The sequence below is a fragment of the Bacillota bacterium genome (genome assembly GCA_009711825.1).
Taxonomy (GTDB): Bacteria; Bacillota; Proteinivoracia; order UBA4975; family VEMY01; genus VEMY01.
Genome location: VEMY01000032.1, coordinates 73213 through 95859 on the forward strand (window position 1 = coordinate 73213; position 22647 = coordinate 95859).

General features: G+C 52.4%; 23 protein-coding genes. 10 read left to right on the forward strand and 13 right to left on the reverse strand.

What is annotated here, in order from left to right; genetic code table 11:
* The first annotated feature begins 245 nt into the window (after positions 1–245).
* From FH749_10495 to FH749_10505, 3 genes are read left to right on the forward strand one after another with little or no spacing between them, the layout of a single operon-like run.
* Complete coding sequence (locus FH749_10495; GenBank protein ID MTI95893.1) at positions 246–701, forward strand: hypothetical protein; 456 nt, start codon at positions 246–248, stop codon at positions 699–701.
* Positions 664–990 carry a hypothetical protein gene (locus tag FH749_10500; protein ID MTI95894.1) on the forward strand — a complete coding sequence of 109 codons (327 nt, stop codon included), beginning with the start codon at positions 664–666 and terminating at the stop codon, positions 988–990. Before FH749_10495 ends, FH749_10500 begins: the two co-directional genes overlap by 38 nt.
* The gene (locus tag FH749_10505; GenBank protein ID MTI95895.1) at positions 981–1394 is read left to right on the forward strand and encodes a hypothetical protein; all 414 of its coding nucleotides are present in this window, start codon (positions 981–983) and stop codon (positions 1392–1394) included. Before FH749_10500 ends, FH749_10505 begins: the two co-directional genes overlap by 10 nt.
* A gap of 33 nt (positions 1395–1427) precedes the next feature.
* Here FH749_10505 and FH749_10510 read toward each other — a convergent pair whose 3' ends face one another.
* Positions 1428–1949: a hypothetical protein gene (locus FH749_10510; GenBank protein ID MTI95896.1), complete on the reverse strand. Its 522-nt coding sequence runs from the start codon at positions 1947–1949 to the stop codon at positions 1428–1430.
* Positions 1950–2034: 85 nt separating this feature from the next.
* On the opposite strand from FH749_10510, the gene FH749_10515 reads away from it, so the two are divergent.
* Both FH749_10515 and FH749_10520 read left to right on the forward strand, forming a co-directional pair.
* Positions 2035–2493 carry a hypothetical protein gene (locus FH749_10515; protein MTI95897.1) on the forward strand — a complete coding sequence of 153 codons (459 nt, stop codon included), beginning with the start codon at positions 2035–2037 and terminating at the stop codon, positions 2491–2493.
* An 11-nt stretch (positions 2494–2504) separates the two neighbouring features.
* Positions 2505–2723 (forward strand): hypothetical protein, encoded by a 219-nt coding sequence (locus FH749_10520; GenBank protein ID MTI95898.1) that lies wholly within the window; start codon positions 2505–2507, stop codon positions 2721–2723.
* Between the two features lie 60 nt (positions 2724–2783).
* On the opposite strand, the gene FH749_10525 is transcribed toward FH749_10520, so the two are convergent.
* Complete coding sequence (locus FH749_10525) at positions 2784–3557, reverse strand: polysaccharide deacetylase (GenBank protein ID MTI95899.1); 774 nt, start codon at positions 3555–3557, stop codon at positions 2784–2786.
* Positions 3558–3901: 344 nt separating this feature from the next.
* Here FH749_10525 and FH749_10530 point away from each other — a divergent pair, with 344 nt between their 5' ends.
* Positions 3902–5068 (forward strand): aminotransferase class V-fold PLP-dependent enzyme, encoded by a 1167-nt coding sequence (locus FH749_10530; GenBank protein MTI95900.1) that lies wholly within the window; start codon positions 3902–3904, stop codon positions 5066–5068.
* The gene (locus tag FH749_10535; protein ID MTI95901.1) at positions 5065–6081 is read left to right on the forward strand and encodes a thiazole biosynthesis adenylyltransferase ThiF; all 1017 of its coding nucleotides are present in this window, start codon (positions 5065–5067) and stop codon (positions 6079–6081) included. Before FH749_10530 ends, FH749_10535 begins: the two co-directional genes overlap by 4 nt.
* Before the next feature lie 3 nt (positions 6082–6084).
* On the opposite strand, the gene FH749_10540 is transcribed toward FH749_10535, so the two are convergent.
* Positions 6085–6468, reverse strand: a complete 384-nt coding sequence (locus FH749_10540) for a hypothetical protein (GenBank protein MTI95902.1) — start codon at positions 6466–6468, stop codon at positions 6085–6087.
* Between the two features lie 123 nt (positions 6469–6591).
* Here FH749_10540 and FH749_10545 point away from each other — a divergent pair, with 123 nt between their 5' ends.
* On the forward strand, positions 6592–7431 hold the full coding sequence (locus FH749_10545) for a hypothetical protein (protein MTI95903.1): 840 nt from the start codon (positions 6592–6594) through the stop codon (positions 7429–7431).
* Between the two features lie 290 nt (positions 7432–7721).
* On the forward strand, positions 7722–8000 hold the full coding sequence (locus FH749_10550) for a DUF116 domain-containing protein (GenBank protein ID MTI95904.1): 279 nt from the start codon (positions 7722–7724) through the stop codon (positions 7998–8000).
* A gap of 60 nt (positions 8001–8060) precedes the next feature.
* Here the strand turns inward: FH749_10550 and FH749_10555 are convergent, their stop codons facing one another.
* The 5 genes from FH749_10555 to FH749_10575 all read right to left on the reverse strand — a co-directional run bounded on the left by FH749_10555 (position 8061) and on the right by FH749_10575 (position 16187).
* On the reverse strand, positions 8061–10097 hold the full coding sequence (locus FH749_10555) for a S9 family peptidase (protein ID MTI95905.1): 2037 nt from the start codon (positions 10095–10097) through the stop codon (positions 8061–8063).
* A 1-nt stretch (position 10098) separates the two neighbouring features.
* Positions 10099–12135: a S9 family peptidase gene (locus FH749_10560; protein ID MTI95906.1), complete on the reverse strand. Its 2037-nt coding sequence runs from the start codon at positions 12133–12135 to the stop codon at positions 10099–10101.
* 36 nt (positions 12136–12171) lie between these two features.
* Positions 12172–13374 (reverse strand): aminotransferase class I/II-fold pyridoxal phosphate-dependent enzyme, encoded by a 1203-nt coding sequence (locus tag FH749_10565; GenBank protein MTI95907.1) that lies wholly within the window; start codon positions 13372–13374, stop codon positions 12172–12174.
* A 62-nt stretch (positions 13375–13436) separates the two neighbouring features.
* Complete coding sequence (locus FH749_10570; GenBank protein MTI95908.1) at positions 13437–14921, reverse strand: hypothetical protein; 1485 nt, start codon at positions 14919–14921, stop codon at positions 13437–13439.
* A gap of 42 nt (positions 14922–14963) precedes the next feature.
* Positions 14964–16187 (reverse strand): amidohydrolase family protein, encoded by a 1224-nt coding sequence (locus FH749_10575; protein MTI95909.1) that lies wholly within the window; start codon positions 16185–16187, stop codon positions 14964–14966.
* Positions 16188–16381: 194 nt separating this feature from the next.
* Between FH749_10575 and FH749_10580 the strand changes: the two genes are divergently transcribed.
* Positions 16382–17836 carry a PLP-dependent aminotransferase family protein gene (locus tag FH749_10580; protein ID MTI95910.1) on the forward strand — a complete coding sequence of 485 codons (1455 nt, stop codon included), beginning with the start codon at positions 16382–16384 and terminating at the stop codon, positions 17834–17836.
* A 16-nt stretch (positions 17837–17852) separates the two neighbouring features.
* On the opposite strand, the gene FH749_10585 is transcribed toward FH749_10580, so the two are convergent.
* From FH749_10585 to FH749_10605, 5 genes are all read right to left on the reverse strand, one after another.
* A complete protein-coding gene (locus FH749_10585) occupies positions 17853–18536 on the reverse strand; it encodes a transcriptional regulator (protein MTI95911.1) in 684 nt (227 codons plus the stop codon).
* Positions 18537–18621: 85 nt separating this feature from the next.
* Positions 18622–19581, reverse strand: coding sequence for an ABC transporter ATP-binding protein (locus tag FH749_10590; protein MTI95912.1), 960 nt, complete (start codon positions 19579–19581; stop codon positions 18622–18624).
* On the reverse strand, positions 19571–20671 hold the full coding sequence (locus FH749_10595) for an ABC transporter ATP-binding protein (protein MTI95913.1): 1101 nt from the start codon (positions 20669–20671) through the stop codon (positions 19571–19573). The genes FH749_10590 and FH749_10595 overlap by 11 nt, the downstream gene beginning before the upstream one ends.
* A 25-nt stretch (positions 20672–20696) precedes the next feature.
* On the reverse strand, positions 20697–21626 hold the full coding sequence (locus tag FH749_10600; GenBank protein MTI95914.1) for an ABC transporter permease: 930 nt from the start codon (positions 21624–21626) through the stop codon (positions 20697–20699).
* Between the two features lie 11 nt (positions 21627–21637).
* Positions 21638–22558 carry an ABC transporter permease gene (locus FH749_10605; protein MTI95915.1) on the reverse strand — a complete coding sequence of 307 codons (921 nt, stop codon included), beginning with the start codon at positions 22556–22558 and terminating at the stop codon, positions 21638–21640.
* Between the last annotated feature and the right edge of the window lie 89 nt (positions 22559–22647).

Genomic DNA, 22647 nt, shown 5'->3' on the forward strand with positions numbered 1-22647 from the left:
ACCTCACTCTCGGACTCCTATACATCGTATATCTATGTATAGGATATATAGCAATCCCTGATTTGTCAAGTATTTATAACAATACTGTGACATCTCTTACCATTTACTGCTATCAGTTTATAATTTTAAGCAAATAAGCTCATAGGAGGCCACGATGAGAAAACGACTGCTTATTATCTGCATTACCTTTACAATTTTGCTTACCGCTTGCAGCCCCGATCCGAATAAAATTGAGCGTGCAAGAGATGCGCGAAGACCTGGAAGAATTTCTTCATTATTACCAACTGATTCACCCAGCATACCGCACAGACCCGGAGCTGGCAGCAGCTTTCGAGGCAACATATGACGAGATTTTTGAAAGTATCGACAAACCTTTAGCTAAGACAGAATTTATGCTCGAGCTAATGAGGATTGTTAAACCCCTTGATGACGGCCACGCCTTAATCTACTATCGGGGCGAGGTGGAATCCCTGCCAATCCGGTTCGCTTGGCTGGAAGAAGGTCCAGTAGTTACCATAAGCCAGAGCGACAAAATCGAAAGAGGGGACCAAATTATCAGCATCAATGATAAGGATGCAGCGGATATCCTCGCTGAGCTCCATGAAATTATCTCAACAGAGAATATCTACTGGGTACGGCACAGGGGCGCTGGGTTATTAACCCATGACTATACCCTACGGGCTGGGTTTACTCAACAGTGACAGAACTGTAACAATGAATGTAAAAAACAAAGCCGACGAAGTAAACGAAGTTACAGTCCAACTCATCGCTGAACAGGTCCTGCCTGACTACGAGCTGGTGGAAACGGAGTTCTATCCCGAGCAAGACACAGCCCTATTCCGGCTAAACCGGTGTACCAATAATCCAGAATACCGGGAAGCGCTCGCCTCCTTCTTTCAGCAGGTAGATGAACAAGATATTCCCACTGTAGTCCTCGATTTAAGGAACAATATTGGCGGTGATTCAAGGGTTATCGAAGAATTTACCTAAACGTTGAAAACTACGCCGATTTTTACGAAGTCGTCAATATCCCGATTAATCGTGGCAATCAGCAACAAGCGGAGCATGTCTTTGACGGCGATTTGTACATTGCCACTTCAAACACCACCTTCAGTTCCGGCAAGCTCATGGCGGCTGTCCTTAAATTCAATGATCTAGGCCAAACCATCGGCGACCCCACAGGCAACGCCACTTCCGCATTCGGCCATTGCGAATGGCTGGAACTCCCCAACAGTGGGTTGACCTATGGGGTATCGATAAGAAAATGGATAATGCCCAACACCGAAGATAATTATCAAGAAGCAGTGATGCCAGATATCCCTGTTCCTTTGACTCGCGATGACATTATCAATAATCAAGATCCTGTATTGAATTGGATATTTGACAATCACTGACATCAAAAAACCGCCCCGAAAGGCGGTTTTTTATTAGCGACCAATCATCGTAATCGATTCCTGGGGGCAGACATCCACGCACACCCCGCAGCCATAACATAACTCCCGTTTGACAACCAACTCGCCATTTTCAATCACCCGGGCACCGAAAGCACAGATGTCGATACAATTGCTGCAATGGGTGCATGTTTCAAAATCCGTCTCCTCGATCATTTCACCCTTCTCGCAATCAGAATCATGGTTAACAAAATAATGACAGCAGCACGAACAACAGAGACAAATTCCCTCAACAGTCTCTCCGGCCTTATCCCGATAGGGCCTCGGTACCAGAAAGTTATCACGGGCCTCAGAGATGATTGCCTCAAGCTCTTCCCGGGTTATTTCCCTGTGCTCACTGCCGCCAGAGGTTGCATCTGGGAAAAAACCGATACATACGTCCATCCTGGACTGATTGCATTTCCCCGCACTTTCCCGGCAACCACAGTTTGATACCCAAAACCGCTCCAGATTCCCAATCAGATCCCTAACTTCATTGTAAGTACACACAAAATGCATATTAGTGCCTCCCTAAACATGATGCCGTTGAGAGCGTTCGACACCAAACCGAAAATAACCTGCAAACAGGCAAAATTCTTGGCAGATTATCCGGGTCGAGGGGCAGATAATCAGAGCATTACAGGTAATCAAGGTACCAGAAACAACTGCTGAGTACGCAACTGTGGAAATCAACGAAGTCCAGAGCCGGATGGAGCCGGTTATCCGCGACGGAGAAGTTCAGATTCGGGTCAGGGTTAGTGTGGACGGTCGAATTGAGGATACCACCAGTCCACTGGAAATGACCCCGGAAACACTGGATTCTCTTGAACGGCGTTTGGCCCAAACAGTTCGCAACGATATTGAAGCTGCGCTGTCCACAGCCCAGGGATTTAACAGTGATATTTTCGGTTTTGGGCAATCAATTTACCGAAGAATGCCCAAAGAATGGCGTCAGATTGAAGATCAGTGGGATGAGCTTTTCACACGGCTTGTTGTAAACATCGAGGTAGACGCCAACATCCGCCGTTCCGGGCTGATAAATGATTCACTAAGGTTCCGCTAGAGGTGAAATGAATGATTTTAGTAGGAGCAATAATGGCAGTAATCGCCCTGTTTCAAGTGCCAATCATCGTACGAAAGCAGCGCTGGCGGGAGTTGGCAGTTTTTAGTGCGCTTTGGCTCGTGGCTTTGGTCTATGCGCTGCTGATTGCCGGCCGGGCGGCCACCCAACCCAACAGACGTGTTGATCTCCCTCATCGATCGATTCCTCCCCTGGCAGACGCGCTGATCTAAACCTTCAACTCAAAGGGCTGCCTCAGCATCAGTGGCAAACTGAGACGAGACAGCCCTCATTTATTTCAAGTGCTTATGGTATTCCCTTAAATGCACAAACCGAAAACCCTGCTCCTGCAACTTGGGTAGGGTTTCTATCAGGGCCGCGGCAGTATCCGATTCCGGGCGATTCATATGATAGAGTATAATTGCTCCCGGTTTCGCGCCCAGCAGGTTCTTCTCAATCTGAGCATTGGAAAAGGTTGCCCCGGCATCACCCAGCACATTAAAATTAATTACTTCTTTGCCCATATCCCGGGCAATCATTACTGCCACTTCATCATAATATGCCGTGCCGGAACGATAATAAACCGGCGCGCGTCCGGTCAGCTCTTTTATCAGACGGTCGTTCAGCCCGATTTCCGCCACAACTTCCCGGATACTCCCGGTCCCCTCAATCCCATAGGCATTCTTGCCTGCCACCGAAAGCGGGCGATGACGGTAACCATGGTTTTCGATTACAAACAACGGATTCTGGGCCAGTTCCCGCGCAATCTGTTTATTGGCTTCAATCCACTGACCGCTTAAAAATAAAGTCGCCGGTATCTGCTCCTGGGTTAAAAAGTCGATTAACTCCCGGTCGTAGCCAGCGCTGAGCCCACTGGCGCCACATGCATCAAAGGTGAGTGCTATAACCTTGTCTGATGTATCAATGCGGGTAATCACACCGGTAACCCTTTCGCCCCATTCCCGAGGAGTCAAATCACCATATCTCTGCTCCATGACCTTTGCCAAGGCCAGCAGTTCTGCATCCAGGCCGTCAGCCAACATTTCCTTGCTTGTGACAGGAGGCATTGGATCCGGCGGGGAAGCTGGCTTCTCAACCGGAGCGGGCTTTTCTATGGGAGCAGGCGCCGCCCTAATCTCTACCGGTCCAGACGGCTCAGGTTGGACAGGGTCAGGATTGGCAACAGGCGACGGTCCAGCACAAGCGCTTAACATGCATAGTAACAATAACAACCATAATATGCGCAAAGTCACACCTCCCTATCTAACTGCATTATAATTCTGTTCTCAGGAAAATACTAGCATTTCCATGTCCGCCAATTCGACAGAACCTGCAGTTTATTCCCCCCCGCCTCAATCCTTTGCTATAATATTAGATATCACTTTGCAAACATTTGCGAAGGAGTGAGTCCATGATTTATCTCGACAACGCCGCCACTTCCTGGCCTAAACCAGAATCAGTATATTCGGCAGTTACAAAGGCAATGCGCGAAGCCAGTGGCAACCCGGGTCGTTCCGGCCATAAGTTATCCCTGGCCGCCCACAGGACTATAGAAGAAGCGCGGTTGCTGGCGGCGCAGCTCTTTAACTTATCGAATCCGGAAACTATCGTCTTTACCTTAAACGCAACCGATTCCCTGAACCTAGCGCTTAAGGGCTGCTTAGAACCGGGAGACCATGTGATTACCAGCAGCATGGAACATAATTCTGTCGCCCGCCCCTTGGAAGAACTCCAGGCCCGCGGCATAGAGGTAACAAAAGTAGAAACCTCCCCTGTTGACGGAATCAATATGGAAACGCTGAAGGCAGCGATTAAAAGCAACACCAAACTGGTAGCCATCACCCATGTCTCCAATGTGACCGGCACCGTGAATCCAATCGCCGAAATTGGCGTCCTCTGCCGGGAGCGGAAGCTTCGTCTACTTATAGATGCGGCCCAATCAGCTGGAACAATCCCAATCGATGTTAATAAGTGCAATATTGATCTTTTAGCCTTTCCCGGCCACAAAGGTTTGCTGGCCCCCCAGGGGACCGGCGGACTCTATATCCGGGATGGCTTGTCACTGAAAACAATACGGGAGGGCGGCACCGGCAGCCGTTCCGAGTTACTCACCCAACCTCCGACCGGACCTGAGCGTTACGAAAGCGGCACCCCCAACACCCCTGGCATTGCCGGCCTGGCAGCAGGTATCAGGTACATTCTAGAAGCAGGGGTGGAGACTATCCAGCACAGGGAAGCCCAGCTGGCATCACGCCTTATTACCGGCCTGCAGAGGATTCCCGGTCTCACAATCCACGGGCCGCCTGCGGGACCAACCAGGAGCGGCGTTGTTTCTGTTACATTTGCAGACATGGATGTGGTGGAAGCGGCGCTCATCCTGGACAATGCCTTCAACATCTCAGTCCGCTCCGGCCTCCATTGCGCACCCGATGCCCATAATACCTTGGGCACCCTGGCCAGCGGCGGCACCCTGCGGATTAGCATAGGCTGTTTTAACAGCGAGCAGGACATAGACAAATGCATAGAAGCCATTAACTCGCTGGCGGCCGAAGGCGGACTCAAGGAGGTGCTGTCATGACCATGCAAAGATACTCCCGACAGATGCAATTCAAGAAGATCGGCAGTGAGGGACAGGAAAAATTGCTGGCTGCCAAGGTTGCGATTGTCGGCATCGGCGCCCTGGGCACGGTCATCGCCAACAACCTCTGTCGGGCCGGGGTCGGCTATCTCCGGCTCATCGACAGGGATTATGTGGAGTTGAGCAACTTACAACGCCAGACCCTGTTCACCGAAGCTGATGCCCACCAGCAAACCCCAAAGGCGGTGGCTGCCGGCAAACAACTACAAGCCGTTAACTCAGAAATCACCCTGGAGCCGGTGGTGGCCGATGTCAACCCGGCCAATGTTGAAAAACTAATTGCCGATGTTGATCTGGTGGTAGATGGCTCAGACAATTTTGAGGTTCGTTACCTTGTGAACGAGGCTTGCGTAAAAACAAAAACGCCCTGGATTTATGGTGGCGCGATTATGAGCACCGGCGCCTCCCTGAATATTTTGCCGGGGGAAACACCATGCCTGCGCTGTGTCTACCCCCATGCGCCGGCGCCCGGTTCCTATCCCACCTGCAGCACAGCCGGGGTTATCAATATGATTACTGGCATCACCGCTAGCATCGAATCTGCCGAAGCAATTAAAATCCTCATTGGTTCGCCCGATGTCCGCCAGACAATGGTCACCATTGATCTCTGGCATAACTTCACCGATTACCTGGACATAAAAAGAAGCCCTGACTGTCCTGTCTGCGCTCATCATCAGTATGAACGCCTCGGTCAGTCCACAGGCTCCTACACAACAAGTCTCTGTGGCCGTGATTCAATTCAAGTGGTGCCGGGGACAAGCGTAACCCTGGACCTGGAAGCCATTGCCGCCAAGCTCAAGCAGGCTGGCAGAGTAAAATACAACCGATTCATGCTCCGGTTTAGCGATGACAAAATTGAATTTAATCTCTTTCCTGACGGGCGGGCAATCATCAAGAATGTCAAAGATGAGTCCGTCGCCAAATCGGTGTACGCCGAATACATCGGCCTTTGATCCTTAGTGCTTGACCTCCGGTTTCGGCTTGGTTCCCTTGGCCACTGGGGGCAGAACCACCGGCTGACCGACAATCTTTTCGGTCAAAATCCCCACTAAAATCGAGTTCTGTTGTAGACAGGGAATGAGCAGACTATTCATCTCCGCTACCACCTCATCCCGGGTCACCGGCTCCAGGACATCGTAATGGACCAACCAGCGCAAAGCCAGCTGATAGTTTCGGCTTTCCAGATGGAATTGAACCCCGATAAACACCACTTCCTCAGAGACTTTCTCAACGCCGACATGCATATCCGGTTGCAACGATTGCCTGCCCGATTTAATCAACTCTCCACTAACTTTCATCAGGCAGACAGTGTTCAGCTTCAACTTCTTGTGAATACTCATGGCGATACCTCCCTTTGGAAACTAGAAGTCTTTGATACCATTATACACCAATAGAGAGGCATAATCTTGCCACTTCACTGCCAACCTGGAGGCAACCAACTAACAATCAGTCAGGTGTTTTAATTGAAGCGAGAAACCTTCTTTAAAAAGACTGTTGTAGTCCTAATTGGAATCACCGTTTTTGCATTGTTTCTATTGGGGCTGATTGCTGGTGAAAAGTTCCGTAACACCATAGTATGCTTACATCCTATACCCCAGTTTATTGGTTGCACATGTTTCAGCGATACCCTTTATACTGCACTATTTAGTGCTACAATAATGCTCCGGTTCGCCGGAGTTTTTTTAGTAAAAAAAGCTGCTAGTAACACCATTGCTTTGGAAAAAATATGCTATTCTAAAATTAGTTCTACTCGAAACGGGGGAATAGATGTGACTGTGTATGACCTTAGGCAAGGAGAGGAAAATTCCTCCGCCTTTTATGAAGATGTTTCAGAATTTGCATCCCGGGTCTTAGCCCAGGCTGAGTCCTACAGGATATGGATTGAGTTATACCGAGATTGGTTCCCGGGCAAGAAAAAGACGGATTTGGAATACGCTTTGGAATTCCTTAGCATTGGAGTGTACCTCCAAGTATATGGGGGAAGAGCTGCAAAGTTCTTGCCATTAAAGAGCTTGTTATACTTTCTGGCCAGGAAAAGACGTCGTGGTGGACTGGTAAAAATCATTGCTGACCAAGGGCGAGGTCTACTGCTCACGGCTTTCGCTGGGCGGGGCGGTGAGTCGGAGGGTGAAGTAGAGCTTGATTCCCTGATAACCTGGATGGAGGCGACCGGGAATTTATCTTGGAAACAAGTAATCTCCGGGGCTGGGTCAGTTTTGCCTCCTCACTGTCCGTGCCCCAAAATAAGAAGTTTATTCAAGCCCTCAAGGATTTTGCCCAATGGTTTGATAAGACCAGCTTAGATGTACTTGGTAAGTATACACAGGGCTACGATAAGTTCCTCCGGATTGAGCTACCTAGACGAGACTGGCGCGAGGAGGTTATCCTCTGCGGACGAAGCAGGGTGGAGTATTTCCTCAACATGGTGGGTTCTGAAATCCTCAATTGGGCCTATCGCAGGGATTTTTCGGGCTCGGCTAAAAAGGTTGTCCTTGTTCCCCGCTGTATGAGAAAGGCAGGCCAGCACTGCAAAGCAAAGTGAACAGAAAACGGGTACGAATGTCAGGTTTGTACCAGGGATTGTCAGGTAGCTATCTTGGTGGTGTTGGGCGTGAAAAATGATTTTTCGGTGTTCATCATTCCCCACGAATCTGAAACCTTTTCCCGTTGGATGGGGAGAGGCCATGCAAATGAGGGTGTTGTTGGGATAGCCTGCGCCTTAACCTTGATTGATGGCGGGTTAAAGGCACAAAACTTGGGCCTACCGGCTCAGTGCGTGCTTCTTGACTACCCGGGCTGTAAGCATTGGCGGCAGTCGGAGATCTCAACTGAGATAAACTTGGATAGAATACAGGAAATTTTGAACCTTTAGCCGCCGCAATAAACAGGAAACAACCAGTCAAAATTGGCTGGTTGTTTCTATATTTCCTATTTAGAGATACTTTTTAAACCAGCGGATATTCTCATTGTAATGAATGATCCGCAAATACATGGGTCCGGACATGGTCAGGCCATGATTGGAGTTGGGGAACAAAACCATGCGCACCGGCAGATTCGGGTGTTGATCTTTAACCGCCGTGTACAGTTGATGCGCCCCTTCCACCGGACAGCGCATGTCCTGGGTGCTGTGCAGTATCAAGAAGGGAATGTCGATTTTGTCGCTGTACGTCACCGGAGATTTCTCCAGCTCGGCAAGCATGAACTCCTCATAAGAGGCATATTGTTTTGCGCGCCCGTTGGCACCCATATCTGATGAAGCGTAACTGATCAAATTATTCACCGGACTCCTGTGGGTGGCGGCCACTTTGAACCGCTTGGAATGACCGGCGATCCAGTTGGTCATATAGCCGCCATAGGAGCCGCCGCAGACTCCCAGGCGCTCACCGTCAATCCAGTCGAAACGACGCACCGCTTCACTGGTGAACTGGAGCAAATCGTAGTAGGCGCTGCCGTCATAGGCCAGGGAGATGCGCCCATGCTCCGGACCATACCCGGAGCTGCCCCGGGGGTTCACCATGATGACGCCAATCCCCTGGGCGGCCAGGCACTGAAACTCATAAGTGAGGGCATACCCGTAAAACGGTGTCGGGCCGCCGTGGATATAGAGCACAGCCGGATACTTTTCCCCGGATTCGGCCTGCTGGGGCTTGAGTACCCAGCCCTGGACTTTGCTGTTACCATCCAGGGTGTCGATCCACATTTCATCCATAGCGCTCAGGGCCACATCCTCCAGCCACTGATTGTGTCTGGTCAGTTGCTCTGTTTCACCGGTCCCCAAATCCAGCAGGAAAATATCTTCGAAATGCAGGGCATCGCATTTTACCACAATGGACTTGTTCTCTTCAGGTACGCTGAGCGAGCAGTAATTTTCCTGGCCGCTGGTCACCGCCTCCACCGATGAAGTCCCGTCCAGCTTGACCCGGTAGACATTGCCCGTGCCGTGCCAGCCGGAAATAAAGTAGGCAAATTCACTGTCCTCGCTTATTTGCATGGTCTCATAGACATCGCCATAGCGGGTGGCATTGTACAGAAACCTAGTCGCGCCGTCACAGGGCGCATCGGCGCCAAAGAGCTGTACCGGCTTGCCGCCTCCGGCCGGAATGCTGTACAAATAACAGGGGGGTAGGCCTTCACCATTGGGTACCAACGCACCAAATACAATCTGCTTGCCATCGGGCGTGTAGCGGGGCACGATTCGCTTCGGGTAGTGGGCCACCAGCACATCCTCGGTGAGCCGCGTTATTTCTCCCGAATCCACCGCTACAGTGAACAGATCCATGCCCAGAAACTCCCGGGCTTCCCGTTCCCGGTTGCTGGCAAAGAGAATCGTCTTGCCATCCGGCGCCCACACCGGCATTACATGCTTTTTCTCCCCATCGGTGAGACACCTGGCATGCTGGTCCTCAAGACCAATCACCCAGATATGGGGTGGCGGCACATCCCGGGCAAAGCCCATATTCTCATCACTCTTATAGCCGTAATCTTCGGCAGCCACCGGTTGGCGACGGCGTTCCCGCTCCTCGCGGGCCACATCCCCGGGATCGCGCATCACTTGCAACGCATCCGGAGCGTCTGTTCCAGGCGCCCCGGCAATAAAGGCAATCTTGTCGCCATGGGGGGACCAAACTGGCTCTGTCGCCCCGTAGCGCATGCTGGTCAATCGCCGTTTTTCGCCGGTTGTCAAATCCACCACCCAGACTTGCGGGTCTCCAGTAGCGTTTGAGCAAAGCAGGAGCTTGCTGCCATCAGGCGAAATCCGCGGGCTTGTTTCAACATTGCCCCCTGCTGACATCTGTTGCAGCTTGCCAGTGGCCAAGTCCTTTACCAAAACCCGCTGAACATAATCCCTTTTCGTTCCCTGGCTCAATACATAAGCGAGCAGATTTTTGGCAGGGCAGTAATCAGGTGTGGAAACATACTCTATATCATAAAAATCTTCGGTCCTGGGAAATCTATTTTCCTGCCCCATCTTACCGCTCCCCCTCACTTAGATAGTTCACAAACCAGTTCACCAGTTCATCCAGATGGCGCATTTGAGCGGTAATCTTGCCACTCCTGGTCAGGTCATGGTTTTCCCCGGGAAACAAAACCATCCGCACCGGAATCTCCGGGTTGCGCTCTTTCATCGCAATGAAAAGCTGTTCCGCCTGCTCCGCCGAGCAGCGGTAATCCAGCATGCCGTGCAAGATCAGAAACGGCGTTTTCATCTTGTCGATCCAGGTAATCGGGTTGCCCTTGGTACGATTAAAGATATACTCCTTAAAACTCCTGGGCTTGGATGGGGAACTGGAAATGAAGCCCATGTCCCCGGTCCCGTATGATGTCGCCGGATTACATAAAATTCTCTGGCCCACGGCGGCCTTGAAGCGATGGTTCAATCTGCCGACCAGCTTTACAGTCATATAGCCGCCATAGCTGCCGCCGGTGACGCCCAGGCGCCCTCCGTCCAGGTACGGATACTTCTCAAGAGCGGCATCCACATAGGCCATCAAATCATCCATCGGTTCCTGGCTCCAGGCATAAGCGCCGCTGACAAAGTCGTGCCCGTAGCCGGCACTGCCCCGGGGATCGCAATAGACCACTGCGTGGCCGGAGGCCGCCAGCGCCTGGAATTCATGCCACCAGGCAGCGGTCCAGGAGACCTGGGGTCCCCCGTGAATGTAAAGAACAACCGGGTATTTTTTGCCCGGCTCCACCTGGGCCGGCGGAATCACCCAGCCGTGGATCCGCGCTTTGCCGTCTAGGGATTCTATCCACATCTCCTCCGGCTTGCTGTTGACGATTTCAGCGAGCCACTCGTTGCTATCAGTCAGACGTTTTTCCCTGCGGGTTTCCAGGTCAAGGCAAAATACGTCATCCGGGGCCTCGTAACCGCCACGGGTATAGACAAGTTTGCCACCTACCGGAGCGCAAAAGGTGCGGACGCTGATCTCACCTGTGGTCAGTTTTTCGATCTCCGGAGTCCCCGTCAAACAAAGCCGGTATAAATGGGCCTGTCCGTCCCAGGTGGATGTAAAGTAGATATAATCCCCCGCCAGTTGGTAATCCGGATTCATTGCTCCGTATTCGGTTCGGCCGGTCCAGGCGGGGCTGACACCATGGCATACCTCTTTTTCCGGAAATAAGTTTATCACCTCATCGCCAGCTAAAGACTTTCTCGCCAGCTTGAGCACAAAATACTTGTCTTGGGCCAGGAGCGCCGCGAAAAAAATTCCCTTGTTATCGGGGGTAAAAATCGGCGCTGATGAGCCCATGAATTTCGTGTCTTGGGTCACCTGTTTTGTCTCGCCGCTTGTCAGGTCAGTGACGAATATTTCGAAGCGTTTTGCCTGATGATGACTGTACGGGAATTTATAATAGGCAATGACTTTGCTGTCATGGGACCAGGCCGGAGTGTTGGCATGGTGCTTTCTATCCGTGACCAGTTTTGCCGACCCGGTTTCCAGGTCGACGATGCCAATCTGCCGCACGCTGCCGTCGGCAAAGCCAAAGGTCTCATCAAATTTATACATTAATTCTTCGGTGGCCCGGGGCATGTTTTCCTGTTCCCATTGCCACTGTTCCATTTCTTTCGCGGTCATTTCCAGAAAAATTTCCGCCTCGTCTTGCTCTTGCCACGCTTTGGTTTCAAAAGCAATTTTCCTGCCATCCGGCGACCAAACGAAATTGCTCACGCCATGACGCAGGCGGGTTAGCTGAGTTGACTCCCCGGATTGCCGATCCAGCAGCCAGATTTGTGTCTCCTGCCTGCCCTTGGACAAGTAGGCAAGTTTACTGCCATCCGGTGAAAACAAGGGCCTGTCCGCCGGAGTCTCAAGTACGCGCCTTGCCTCGCCGCCTTCAACAGACACCCGGTAAAGATGGGGAACATGTGCCTTGGTCTCGCTATCAATGCTGTATCTGACAAACACAACTTCGTCCCCGGCCGGCGCCACAGTTGGCGCCGAAACATAGACAATCTTTTCCATATCTTCTATCTTAAATAATCTTCGCGGTTTATTCGACATACCCACACCTCCGATTAGATCACTACCCCGGAAAGTTTACCTGGCACAGCTTAGACACGCTGCTGGAAACTGCGTGTTCACCGCTTCCGCCAGCAAGCTCAACGCCCGTTCCAATTCTTTGCGGGGCGTGGCGATATTCATCCGAACAAACCCTTTACCCCCGACACCATAATCGCCACCCGGGTCAACGCAGAGATACGCTTGCTGCTCCAAAAATGTCATTAGTTCTGGCTCGGAAAGGCCAAGCCCGCGCATATCCAGCCAGGCGATAAAGGCGCCTTCCACCGGCAACACCTTGATATTGGGAAGCTTTTTACCCACAAACTCCTGGAGAAAGCATATATTGGCGGCGACGTACTCACGCATCGCCTCCACCCATTCCAAGCCCTCGGGACAATACGCTCCGCAGACCGCAGCATGGACCAGCGGATCAATGCTGCCGAAATGGTCGGCGTCCCGCTGGGCAATAAACGCCTCCCGCAACCTATTATCCGGGATGATGATATTGGCATGGTTGACACCGGTGAAATTAAACGTTTTGCCTAGGGATGTGGCGACAATTGCCAATTCCTCGGCTTCCGCCAGGGCCGCATAGGGCGTCACCCTGTGTCCTTCAAAGGCCACTTCGGCAAAAATCTCATCGCTGAACACCACCACACCATACTTGCGGGCAAGGCCGGCGAGCTGCTTCAAGTCTGCTTCCGGCCAGACGCGAGCAATCGGGTTGTGAGGATTACAGAGCACAAATAACTTATTGTTCGGATCAGCCATACACTTTTCCAAGTTGTCAAAATCCATGTGATACTGCCCGTTTTCCAAAATTAAGGGATTATTAACTGTCTTCCGTTTCAGCCTGCTGGCCGCCTGCTCATAGCGGTAGTACACCGGCGGCTGGATAATAATCCCCTCACCTACCTTGGTGGTCATCCGGATCGCAGTGGCCAGCGAAAAGATGGTCCCCAGTGTTGGCACAATCCAGTCTGCGTCCACAGGCCAAGCCCTGACCTCCCGCAGCCACCAGCCTACGGCCTGCAAGTAACTTCTGTCCTTGACCGTAAACCCAAACAGTCCGTTTTCAACCCTTTTGTTCACAGCCCCGACAACGCTCGGGGCAGTCTTAAAATCCATCTCAGCGCCGGAAAAGGCAATCATGCCCTGCTTGCGAATTGATTCGGGCAGAAGCAAATCTTTCATATTGCCAATTCCACTGCGGTTCACCAAAGTATCAAAATCATACATTTCCCAAACCCCCTCCGACCAGAAACAAATACTTATCTATACCTGAACTAAAAATCCGGTCTTTATAATTGAACGTTATCTTCCGATACATCCGGCCGCTTCTCCCAGATATAACCTTCGATCATCGTCTGGGACAGCCTGTGCAGGACCTGCCCGCGCCGGAAGGTAAAAGCGCCGTCAAACCAATCTGGGTTTGGCTCCATCACTTTGCCATTGGCTATCGCCCGGAACTCCTCCACGCCAGCGGGCCCCAACTCTTTTTCAATCAGTTCTTCCCAGTCTGCCACTTTCACGGTCTTCCCGCTTTTCCGCCTGGCGACCAGCTCCAACACAATGTTATCGAGGCAGCGTGCGCCCGCGGATTTACGGCGAATTTTCATATCGGTGTCCACCAGGTAGAAGAATCCGCGTCCATAGGGAAACTCCTGGGATCTTCTGTCCTTCCAGTAAAGCTTGTACAAATCTGTGTTGGCATACTCGATATAGGGATTGAAGAAATACCTGGTGCTGCGTTTGCTAATCTGCCTTGCGACAAAATCCAAATCTGTTATGCCGGCGCGGTAGGGCAGAACCAGAGAATAAAACTCTGCTGTTCCCTCGTTAAACCATGTGCCCTCGCCACCCAGATCTTCCATCTTCGGCCAATTATGCGCCATCTCATGGGCCAGCGTATCCAGGGCCGTTTCCGGAGTCGGCCGCACCGCCTCACTATAGCCATACATAAACCCGCCCGGCAGCGCAGTGCCGCCGCCGCTGAGTTTGAACGGATCTTTGCGAAACAGTACTTTGTATTCCAGCGCTTCGTCGGAAAAGAACTTGGTCATATACGCATATAAATCCAGCAGCTTTGCAGAGATTTCCTTGGGGTCAAACAACGGGTCGCTCAACAAATACATTGAAAACCGACTGTCTTCTGCAAATGTAAACTCCTGAATCTTCCCCACTTGATAGTACGTAAATCGGAAGTCCTGGGGCGTGCCCACGTAGGAGATATCCCCTTTGCCTTGTAAGGTCATCGCCCAAGCATCGGCAGGCATTTCGGATAAGTCCCAGCGCAGATTTACAGTATAAGTTTTCTCCTCAGGCGCCATGAGAAAGGTCAGGCCGGCGCCGTTGGCGCCGTACTGCTCGTTCCGGAAGTCAAAGTAGGGGCTGGAACGATAATCCTCGGGCACTACCCTGGGGTAGAAGCGGTAGGCCAGGGCGACATTTCCAATGAGCTGCCGGTCAGGCCGCCATTGCTTTTCCGGGCCGAGACGGCCGACGCCATCAGTTTCATTAAGCGTCAGAGGTCCGGCTTCGTCCCAGGCGACAACTCCCTTCTCCGACAATTCACTACAGGGAATGGAAGCCACATTCAGCGGCAGAGCAACCAGAGGCACATCAGCCGAAACTTGTGGGTTTTCCAGACCATAAATTACATCCACATACTTAATCTGATAATCAGCGCCGCTATGGGGCTTGAGGGTAATGTTCAACACGGGCTGTTCCGGGTTTTCACCGCTGGATCTTAAAGCCGCCAATGTCGCAAGCAAAACTTTTTCCATTAGATTGCCTCCCGATTAAATCTTGATTATATCCGCAACGTATTAAGCTAGAGCGTTTTTTTCCACAACGCCGTCTTTAAGCACAACCTTGACACTATCCTTATGGGCCAGCACCGAGATGTCCGCCAGCGGATTCCCTTCCACAATCACGATGTCCGCCAACTTACCTGCCTCCAAGGTACCAATTTCTGATTCCAGCTTCATCAAATGGGCTGCGTTTCGGGTGCCAGCCCAAATCGCCTCCATGGGAGTGAGACCTGCCTTGACCATGCTTACGAACTCTTTGCCGTTTTCCGCATAGGGGCTGTTTTTAGAATTGGAGAAGTCTGTACCCAGGGCAATCCGGATTCCAGCTTTTCTGGCCATTTCAATCGAGCGCAGATTCGCCTCCGCGCATTGCACACCTTTTTCGTAGACATGGGGCGGCAGGAAATTCTTCATATTCGGGATCCCCAAGGACACGCTCAGGGTCGTGACCAAGGTGGCATCATTCTTTACCATCAGCTCGATGCACCGCTCATCCAAGAAAACCCCGTGTTCGATGCTGGTTACACCGGCCTCCAGGGCTTGGATAGTGCCGGCGGTGCCAGTACAGTGGGCGGCGACGTAAGTGCCGTGGCGACGGGCTTCTTCCACAATTGCTTTTACCTCTTCAAAGGAGAACTGGACATCGTCCAGGCCGTCGGCCAAGCTTGAAACCCCGCCGGTGGCGCTGATCTTAATGAATTTAGCGCCAATCCGAAACTGGCTGCGGGTGCCTTTGAGGCATTCATCGACTCCGTCCACCAACAGGGTAATCGGATTCTGACGCTGGCAGTGCTCCACCGAGAAATTGGTATCCATGTCGCCATGGCCGGCGGTGACACTGAGTAGGCGGCCACCGGGCATAATCCGCGGCCCGCGGGTGAATCCCTTGTCAATCGATTTCGCTAGGTACGGTCCGAACATACTCATATCCCGGGCGCCGGTAAAGCCGGCATCCAGCAGAATCCCCACCCCGTGGGCAGCCTGGAGAATCAGTTCATGATGAGACGTTGTGTAGATATTGCCTCCGAAACCACCGGTAAAATGCGTATGACAGTCGATAAAACCGGGCAGAATCGTGCCGTCATTGACTTCAATCACCTCGGCCTCTGGCGGTATAGAAATCTGTTCACGCGGGCCGACACTTTCGATTTTACCATCCCGAACCAGCACAGTTCCCTGCTCCACAGCTTCCCCGGCAACACCATCGATTACCCTGCCTTTAAGTGCGTATACGCTCATCATCATTCCCCCAATTAGATTAAAATTTATTGACTCATGCTTCACTACTCAGATTAGACATCCATAGATTTAGCTATATTACCGATAATTTTTATATGCCTGGCGGACTGACATCTTTCCCGCCGGCGCAGTTTCTGTTATCATAACTTTAACTATATAAAGCGGGCCCACTATCCAGCAAGGAGTGTACACAAATGACCTGGAAGCCGGATAAAGCTTCACCAATTCCGCTGTATGAACAGATTAAGAAATATCTTAAAAAACAAATCATGAATGAATGCTGGCCGGTGGGTTCCAAAATTCCTACCCAGCGACAGTTGGCGCAGCAATTTGCCGTAAACCGAAGCACGGTGACTGCGGCAATCCAAGACCTGATAGCCGAAGGACTGCTGGAGGGAAACACCCGCGGCGGGACAGTTGTCACCGCCAATGTCTGGTCTCAGCTTCCGGGCAACCCGCGGCCGGACTGGCAATCGTACATCCGCGCCGGCACCTACCAGCCGGATTTCTCGGCCGCCGACCAGATAAACAAATACTTTTCCTCCCAGGCCATCAGGTTGGGAGCGGCGGAACTCTCGCCATCCCTTTATCCTCGACAACTGATGGAAGATTCCGTAACGAAAGCGATAAAACGGGCGGACTCCCTGGGCTATGAACATGGCCAGGGCTCGTATGAACTGCGCAAAGAACTGAGTGCCTATCTAGCCACATCCGGGGTCGAAGCCCCGCCAGAACAAATCCTCATCGTCTCCGGCGCGCTCCAGGCCCTGAACCTGATCGCCCTGGGCATGGTCTACCGGGGCTCAACTATTCTCACCGAAAACCCTTCTTACCTGTACTCAATCAACCTGCCGGGCCCGGTGGACCTGCGGGTCTACGGCGTGCCCATGGACGCGGAGGGCATCCAGGCAAGTACCATCATCAAGCGCCGGCGGATGACCAACGCCGCCATGTTGTATACGATTCCATCCTTCCACAATCCCACCGGTATCTCGATGAGTGCTGCCCGCAAGCAAGAGCTAATCGCGATCTGCGAAGCGGAACGGCTACCGGTGATTGAAGACGATACCTACAGAGAACTATATTTTGGCGCCGAGGCGCCAAAACCGCTCAAGGCCTATGACCGCAACGAGCTGGTCCTGTTTGTCGGCAGCATGTCCAAGATGTTCAGCCCCGGCCTGCGTATCGGCTGGGTGGTGGGCAATCAGGCCGCCATCAAACGGCTGGCAGATATCAAAACCCAGCTGGACTTTGGCGCCAGCTCCCTGTCCCAACTGACGGTGACCGAACTTTTGGCAAGCGGTGGCCTCGATGCCTATCTCCAGAATTTGCGCAAAGAGCTTAAAGCCCGGCGCGACCTGGCCCTGCGGGCCCTGGACCGCCACTGCCGGGAGCTGGCAGATTGGCAAATCCCTAGCGGCGGTTTCTTCATCTGGCTCAAGTTAAAGCAAGCGCTGTCCATGCAAAAACTCTTCGATACCTGCCTTAAACGGGGTGTGCTTATCAACCCCGGCAGCAGCTACCTTGCCCAATCAAATCAGCACATCCGCATCTCATTCGCCTATGCCGACCATGCGGACTTATTCACCGGCATCCGGATACTATCGGAAGAGATCCAAAAGCTGAGCACCAATCCAGCGGCCCGTTAAGGGCCCTTTTTTATTGCTATCCGGCCGAACCTTCCGCGAGCTCGTTTAAATACTTATAAATTGTATACCGGGATACATTCAGGCGCTCGGAGACATAGGGCACGGATTTCTGAAATGAAAAGGCGTTCTTCTCCTCCAGCATCGCAATCAGCTGCAGGCGGTCCGCCTTTTTAAACGCCGATATTGGTTTGCCAATCGCGGCCACGCATTCGGCAAAGATATCGTTGAGCAAGTTGTCGCTTGATAGTGCGATGGCGCTGCGCAAATCCGGCCCGACACTGACGAAATCCGCCAGGGCGCTGGACGCGAATGCCAGCTCGGTGAAGTCGAAATTAATCCCCAAAGCCAGGCTGTAATCCTCACCGACCAAATTAAAGGTCGAGCTTTTGATCTTCTTACCCTCAGGTGTAGTGACAAGCATATTGATATAGTCGTATGTGATTAGGGCCATATTCAATTTTCCGCCTGCTGAAGTGTCCGCCTCCCCGGATGTTCCCGGGGCTTCAATTTTGTTATGCCCGCCGAGAATGTCCACCGTTGAGCCCACTTGACGGCCGGAAACATGACCATTATAGATCGCAAGGATAGGGTGGTCAGGTCTCGACATGTCATGCACCAAGGTTTCACAGGAAGAGCCAAACATTTCCGCCAGTCCTTTTGCCGTCCGGCTGAGGAATTCCAAGGCCTCTTGCTTATTCATCTTCTTCCCCCCAAGTAAAGATTTGCAGCTAGTTCTCGCCCGTTCAAGTTACCATATTAATCCATATACGTCCAGATAGGCTGCGCTAAACATGGTAACAGGCGACAAAATGACCCGGCTCCACTTCCCGCAGCTCCGGCGCAGCTTCGGCGCAGAGTGGCGAAGCCAAGGGACAACGCCCAATAAACCGACAGCCGGCTTCGGGATTAACCGGACTGGGCACATCCCCTGCCAGTAGAATCCGGGAGCGGGCCTGCTCGAACTCGGGGTCGGCAACCGGAACCGCGGATAAAAGCGCCTTGGTATACGGGTGCTGAGGATTAGTATAGAGCGCTTCCGAAGCGGCCAGTTCCGCAATCATTCCCAGATACATGACGGCGGTCCTGTCCGAGATATGCCGGACCATCCGCAAATCATGGGCAATGAAGAGATAGGTAAGCCCCAGCTTGTCCTGCAAGTCCATGAGCAAATTGACCACCTGAGCCTGGATTGAAACGTCCAGGGCGGAAATCGCCTCATCGCAGATGATAAAATCAGGATTGAGCGCCAGAGCCCTGGCGATGCCCACCCGCTGGCGTTGGCCGCCGGAAAACTCATGGGGAAAGCGGTTGGCATGCTCTTTGTTTAGCCCAACCATATTCAGCAGCTCATATATACGCTCCCGGCGTTCCGCTTTGGTTTTGTAAAGCCCGTGGATAATGATTCCCTCGCCGATGGAATCTCCGACGGTAATCCGCGGGTTGAGCGAAGCATATGGATCCTGAAAAATCATCTGCATACGCCGGGTCAATTCTTTGTTGTCCGTTTTCTTTGCCTTGTGCACATCTTTGCCATTAAACAGCACCTGGCCGCCGTCGGCGTCATATAGCCGGATAATTGTGCGACCAACTGTGGTCTTGCCACAACCGGACTCGCCAACCAGCCCCAGGGTCTCGCCTTGCTCAATCGTAAACGAAACACCATCAACAGCTTTCAGGACCTGGCCCTTGCCAACGGTGAAATATTTTTTCAAGTCATTGACTTGCAAAAGCGGACTAGTGACCATCGCTTGCGCCTCCCCTCTTCTCGACCCGAACCGCCAGCGTGCCATCCTGAGTCTCGGATACTTCGACGCTGGTAAACTTATGGCGCTCAAACCGGGGCGGTGCCACCTTAGGGGCCCGGGAATCCAGCAACCAGCAAGCAGCTTTATGCCCCACACCGACCTCAAACTCCGGCGGCGCCACCTCTCGGCACACCTCGAGGCAGTGGGGGCAGCGGGCGGCGAAGGCGCAACCTGGTGGCGGCGCAAACAAGTCCGGCGGCGTCCCCGGTATCGCGTTGAGCTTATTGCTTTCCTGGGCGCCGACCATCGGCATTGAACCCAGCAAACCCCAGGTATAGGGATGGCGGGGAGTATAAAATATATCCTCTGACCTACCGGTTTCGACAATCTGGCCCGCATACATCACGGCGACCCGCTGCGCCATCCGGGCGACGACACCGAGGTCGTGGGTAATCAGGACGATGGCCGTGTCCAGCTTATCCTTGAGGTCATTCATCAGCTCGAGAATTTGTGCCTGCATTGTCACGTCTAGAGCCGTGGTGGGCTCATCGGCGATCAGGATGTTCGGGTTGCAGGCCAGGGCGATCGCAATCATAATCCGCTGCCGCATACCGCCCGAATAGGTATGGGGATAGCGCAGCATATTCTGCTGCGGGCTGGGAATGCCCACCAGCTTGAGCATGTTGATTGCCCGCTCATCGGCAGCACGGGCTTGCAGCTGCTGGTGCTTGCGAATGCCCTCGGTGATCTGGCGTCCCACACGCATGGTTGGGTTCAGGGATGTCATTGGATCTTGAAATATCATCGAGAACTCCTTGCCCCGCAAACTCTCCATCTGCCTGTCCGTAAACTTGGCGATGTCTTTGCCATTGTATTTGATGCTGTCGGACTGGATGCGCGCCGGTGGTGACGGCGTCAGTTTAATCAAGGACTGAAAGGTGACACTTTTTCCGCAGCCGGACTCACCGACAACCGCCAGGGTTTCACCTTTATTTAAATAGAATGACACACCGCGCACCGCCTGTACTTTCCCTGCATAGGTGTCGAAGGTAACGCGATGGTTATTGACTTCCAGTATTTTCTCGTTCATAGCAAAAGCGCCCCCTAACAATAGATTAATCGCGCAACCGGGGATCCAGCGCATCCCGCAGACCGTCTCCAAACAAATTAAACGAGAGCACGGTAATACAGATAAACAGCGCCGGAATAAACATCTGACTGGGAAACAAGCGATAGACCTGAACACCGGCATTGGCAAGCTGCCCCCATGAGGTCATTGGCGCCTTGACGCCCAGCCCAATAAAGCTCAGGGTCGCTTCCGCAAAGATCGCGGCAGGCACCATCATTGTCATGCCGACAATCACAATCCCCAGGGTGTTGGGAATTAGATGCACAAATATCAGTCGGGCCGGCGAGGCGCCCAGGGTCCTGGCCGCAAGCACAAATTCCTGCTCCTTGAGGGAGAGCACCAGGCCACGGACGGTGCGGGCAGGCCCCATCCAGGCGGTTATCGCCAAAGCGATGATAATTGCGCTCGGCCCGGATCCAAGATAAATCATCAGCAGGATTACGTAGATCAGCTGGGGGATACACATGCAAATGTCGATTATCCGCATAATCAACATGTCCAGTTTGCCACCGAAATAGCCCGAAATGCCGCCGATGACAATCCCAAACAAGGATGGAATAATCGCGCCAAAGAATCCGACGAATAGCGAAACCCTGGCCCCCACCCAGACCCGGGTCCAAATATCGCGGCCCAGATTGTCGGTGCCAAACCAGTGCTCCGCCGACGACGAAGCGTTAAGGTTGGAAAAGTTGGTTTCATCAAATCTGTATGGAGACAGTTCCGGAATAATCATGGCCAAGAGCAAAATTACAACTATACAAACCAGACTGGCGACAGCAACCTTATTTTTAAATAGGCGGCGCGCCACATCACGCCAAAAGCTGATGCTGGGCCGGACAATCGCTTCCGCGCTGCCCCTGTCTGCACCAACCGGCTGGAATGCGTTATCCGGAAGCTCTTTGTAGACGTTATTCATCTCAGCGCACCTCACTTTGTGATCCGTATGCGCGGGTCAATCAGCCCGTATGCAAGGTCGACGGCGAAATTCAAAAATACCAGGAATGAGCCGTAAAAAACTGTTAGCCCCAAAACCATCGTATAGTCCAGAGCTTGCACAGACATCACGAAATGTCTCCCTAGACCGGGAATGGCAAAAATCTGCTCGATTACAAACGTGCCCATCAAAGTCGTAGCAATTAACGGGCCCAGATTAGTGACCACCGGCAGCAGGGCATTACGAATCTGATGCCGCCAGACAATCTGGCGCTCGGAAACCCCTTTGGACTTGGCCGTCTTAATATAGTCCTGGGATATAACCTCCAGCATCGAGGCCCGCATCGTCCGGGTGAGGGAGGCAACCATCGTCATGCCCATGGCCAATGTAGGCAGGATGGTGTACGCAAACCCTTTCCACTGGGCCACCGGCAACACTGACCACTGGACTCCGAACAGATACTGAAGCGCCGACCCGAGGATAAAGCTGGGCACAGACATGCCGATTACGGCAATCAGAACCAACGAGTAGTCCAAGGCATGTCCACGCTTCCGGGCCGAAACAATGCCAAAGAACATGCCCACAGGTATCGCAAAGGCCAAAGCACGTAAGCCCAAACTGGCAGACACAGGGAAGGCGTTGGCGATGATGCCGTTGACTGTCCGATTGGTATATTTAATTGAATAGCCCATGTCCCCCTGGAGCAAATTGCCCATATAGGAAACATACTGTCTGAGTATAGGCTGGTCGAGGCCGTAGTACTGCATCAGCTGTTCCTGCATTTCAACTGATATTGGCATCTCTGTCTGGAAAGGATTGCCCGGCAGTGAGCGCAGCAGGAAAAACGAAACTGTGGCCAAGAGCCAAATTGTGGCCAGGGAAATAAAAATCCGATAAATAATATAACGTTTCACAATAATTCCTCCTGTCAGGGCAGCAAACAAAACAACTTCAGCCCAAATGGTAACGCAGTGCAGGCAGGGCCTGCATGTGGAGGCAAAAA

Coding starts and splice junctions, on each gene's coding strand:
- FH749_10540 (MTI95902.1), bottom strand. CDS start 6,468: ATGAGTATTCACAAGAAGTTGAAGCTGAACACTGTCTGCCTGATGAAA.
- FH749_10560 (MTI95906.1), bottom strand. CDS start 12,135: ATGTCGAATAAACCGCGAAGATTATTTAAGATAGAAGATATGGAAAAG.
- FH749_10565 (MTI95907.1), bottom strand. CDS start 13,374: ATGTATGATTTTGATACTTTGGTGAACCGCAGTGGAATTGGCAATATG.
- FH749_10600 (MTI95914.1), bottom strand. CDS start 21,626: ATGAATAACGTCTACAAAGAGCTTCCGGATAACGCATTCCAGCCGGTT.
- FH749_10575 (MTI95909.1), bottom strand. CDS start 16,187: ATGAGCGTATACGCACTTAAAGGCAGGGTAATCGATGGTGTTGCCGGG.
- FH749_10520 (MTI95898.1), top strand. CDS start 2,505: ATGATTTTAGTAGGAGCAATAATGGCAGTAATCGCCCTGTTTCAAGTG.
- FH749_10525 (MTI95899.1), bottom strand. CDS start 3,557: ATGCCTCCTGTCACAAGCAAGGAAATGTTGGCTGACGGCCTGGATGCA.
- FH749_10585 (MTI95911.1), bottom strand. CDS start 18,536: ATGAATAAGCAAGAGGCCTTGGAATTCCTCAGCCGGACGGCAAAAGGA.
- FH749_10555 (MTI95905.1), bottom strand. CDS start 10,097: ATGGGGCAGGAAAATAGATTTCCCAGGACCGAAGATTTTTATGATATA.
- FH749_10590 (MTI95912.1), bottom strand. CDS start 19,581: ATGGTCACTAGTCCGCTTTTGCAAGTCAATGACTTGAAAAAATATTTC.
- FH749_10530 (MTI95900.1), top strand. CDS start 3,902: ATGATTTATCTCGACAACGCCGCCACTTCCTGGCCTAAACCAGAATCA.
- FH749_10595 (MTI95913.1), bottom strand. CDS start 20,671: ATGAACGAGAAAATACTGGAAGTCAATAACCATCGCGTTACCTTCGAC.
- FH749_10535 (MTI95901.1), top strand. CDS start 5,065: ATGACCATGCAAAGATACTCCCGACAGATGCAATTCAAGAAGATCGGC.
- FH749_10510 (MTI95896.1), bottom strand. CDS start 1,949: ATGCATTTTGTGTGTACTTACAATGAAGTTAGGGATCTGATTGGGAAT.
- FH749_10580 (MTI95910.1), top strand. CDS start 16,382: ATGACCTGGAAGCCGGATAAAGCTTCACCAATTCCGCTGTATGAACAG.
- FH749_10495 (MTI95893.1), top strand. CDS start 246: ATGCGCGAAGACCTGGAAGAATTTCTTCATTATTACCAACTGATTCAC.
- FH749_10500 (MTI95894.1), top strand. CDS start 664: ATGACTATACCCTACGGGCTGGGTTTACTCAACAGTGACAGAACTGTA.
- FH749_10570 (MTI95908.1), bottom strand. CDS start 14,921: ATGGAAAAAGTTTTGCTTGCGACATTGGCGGCTTTAAGATCCAGCGGT.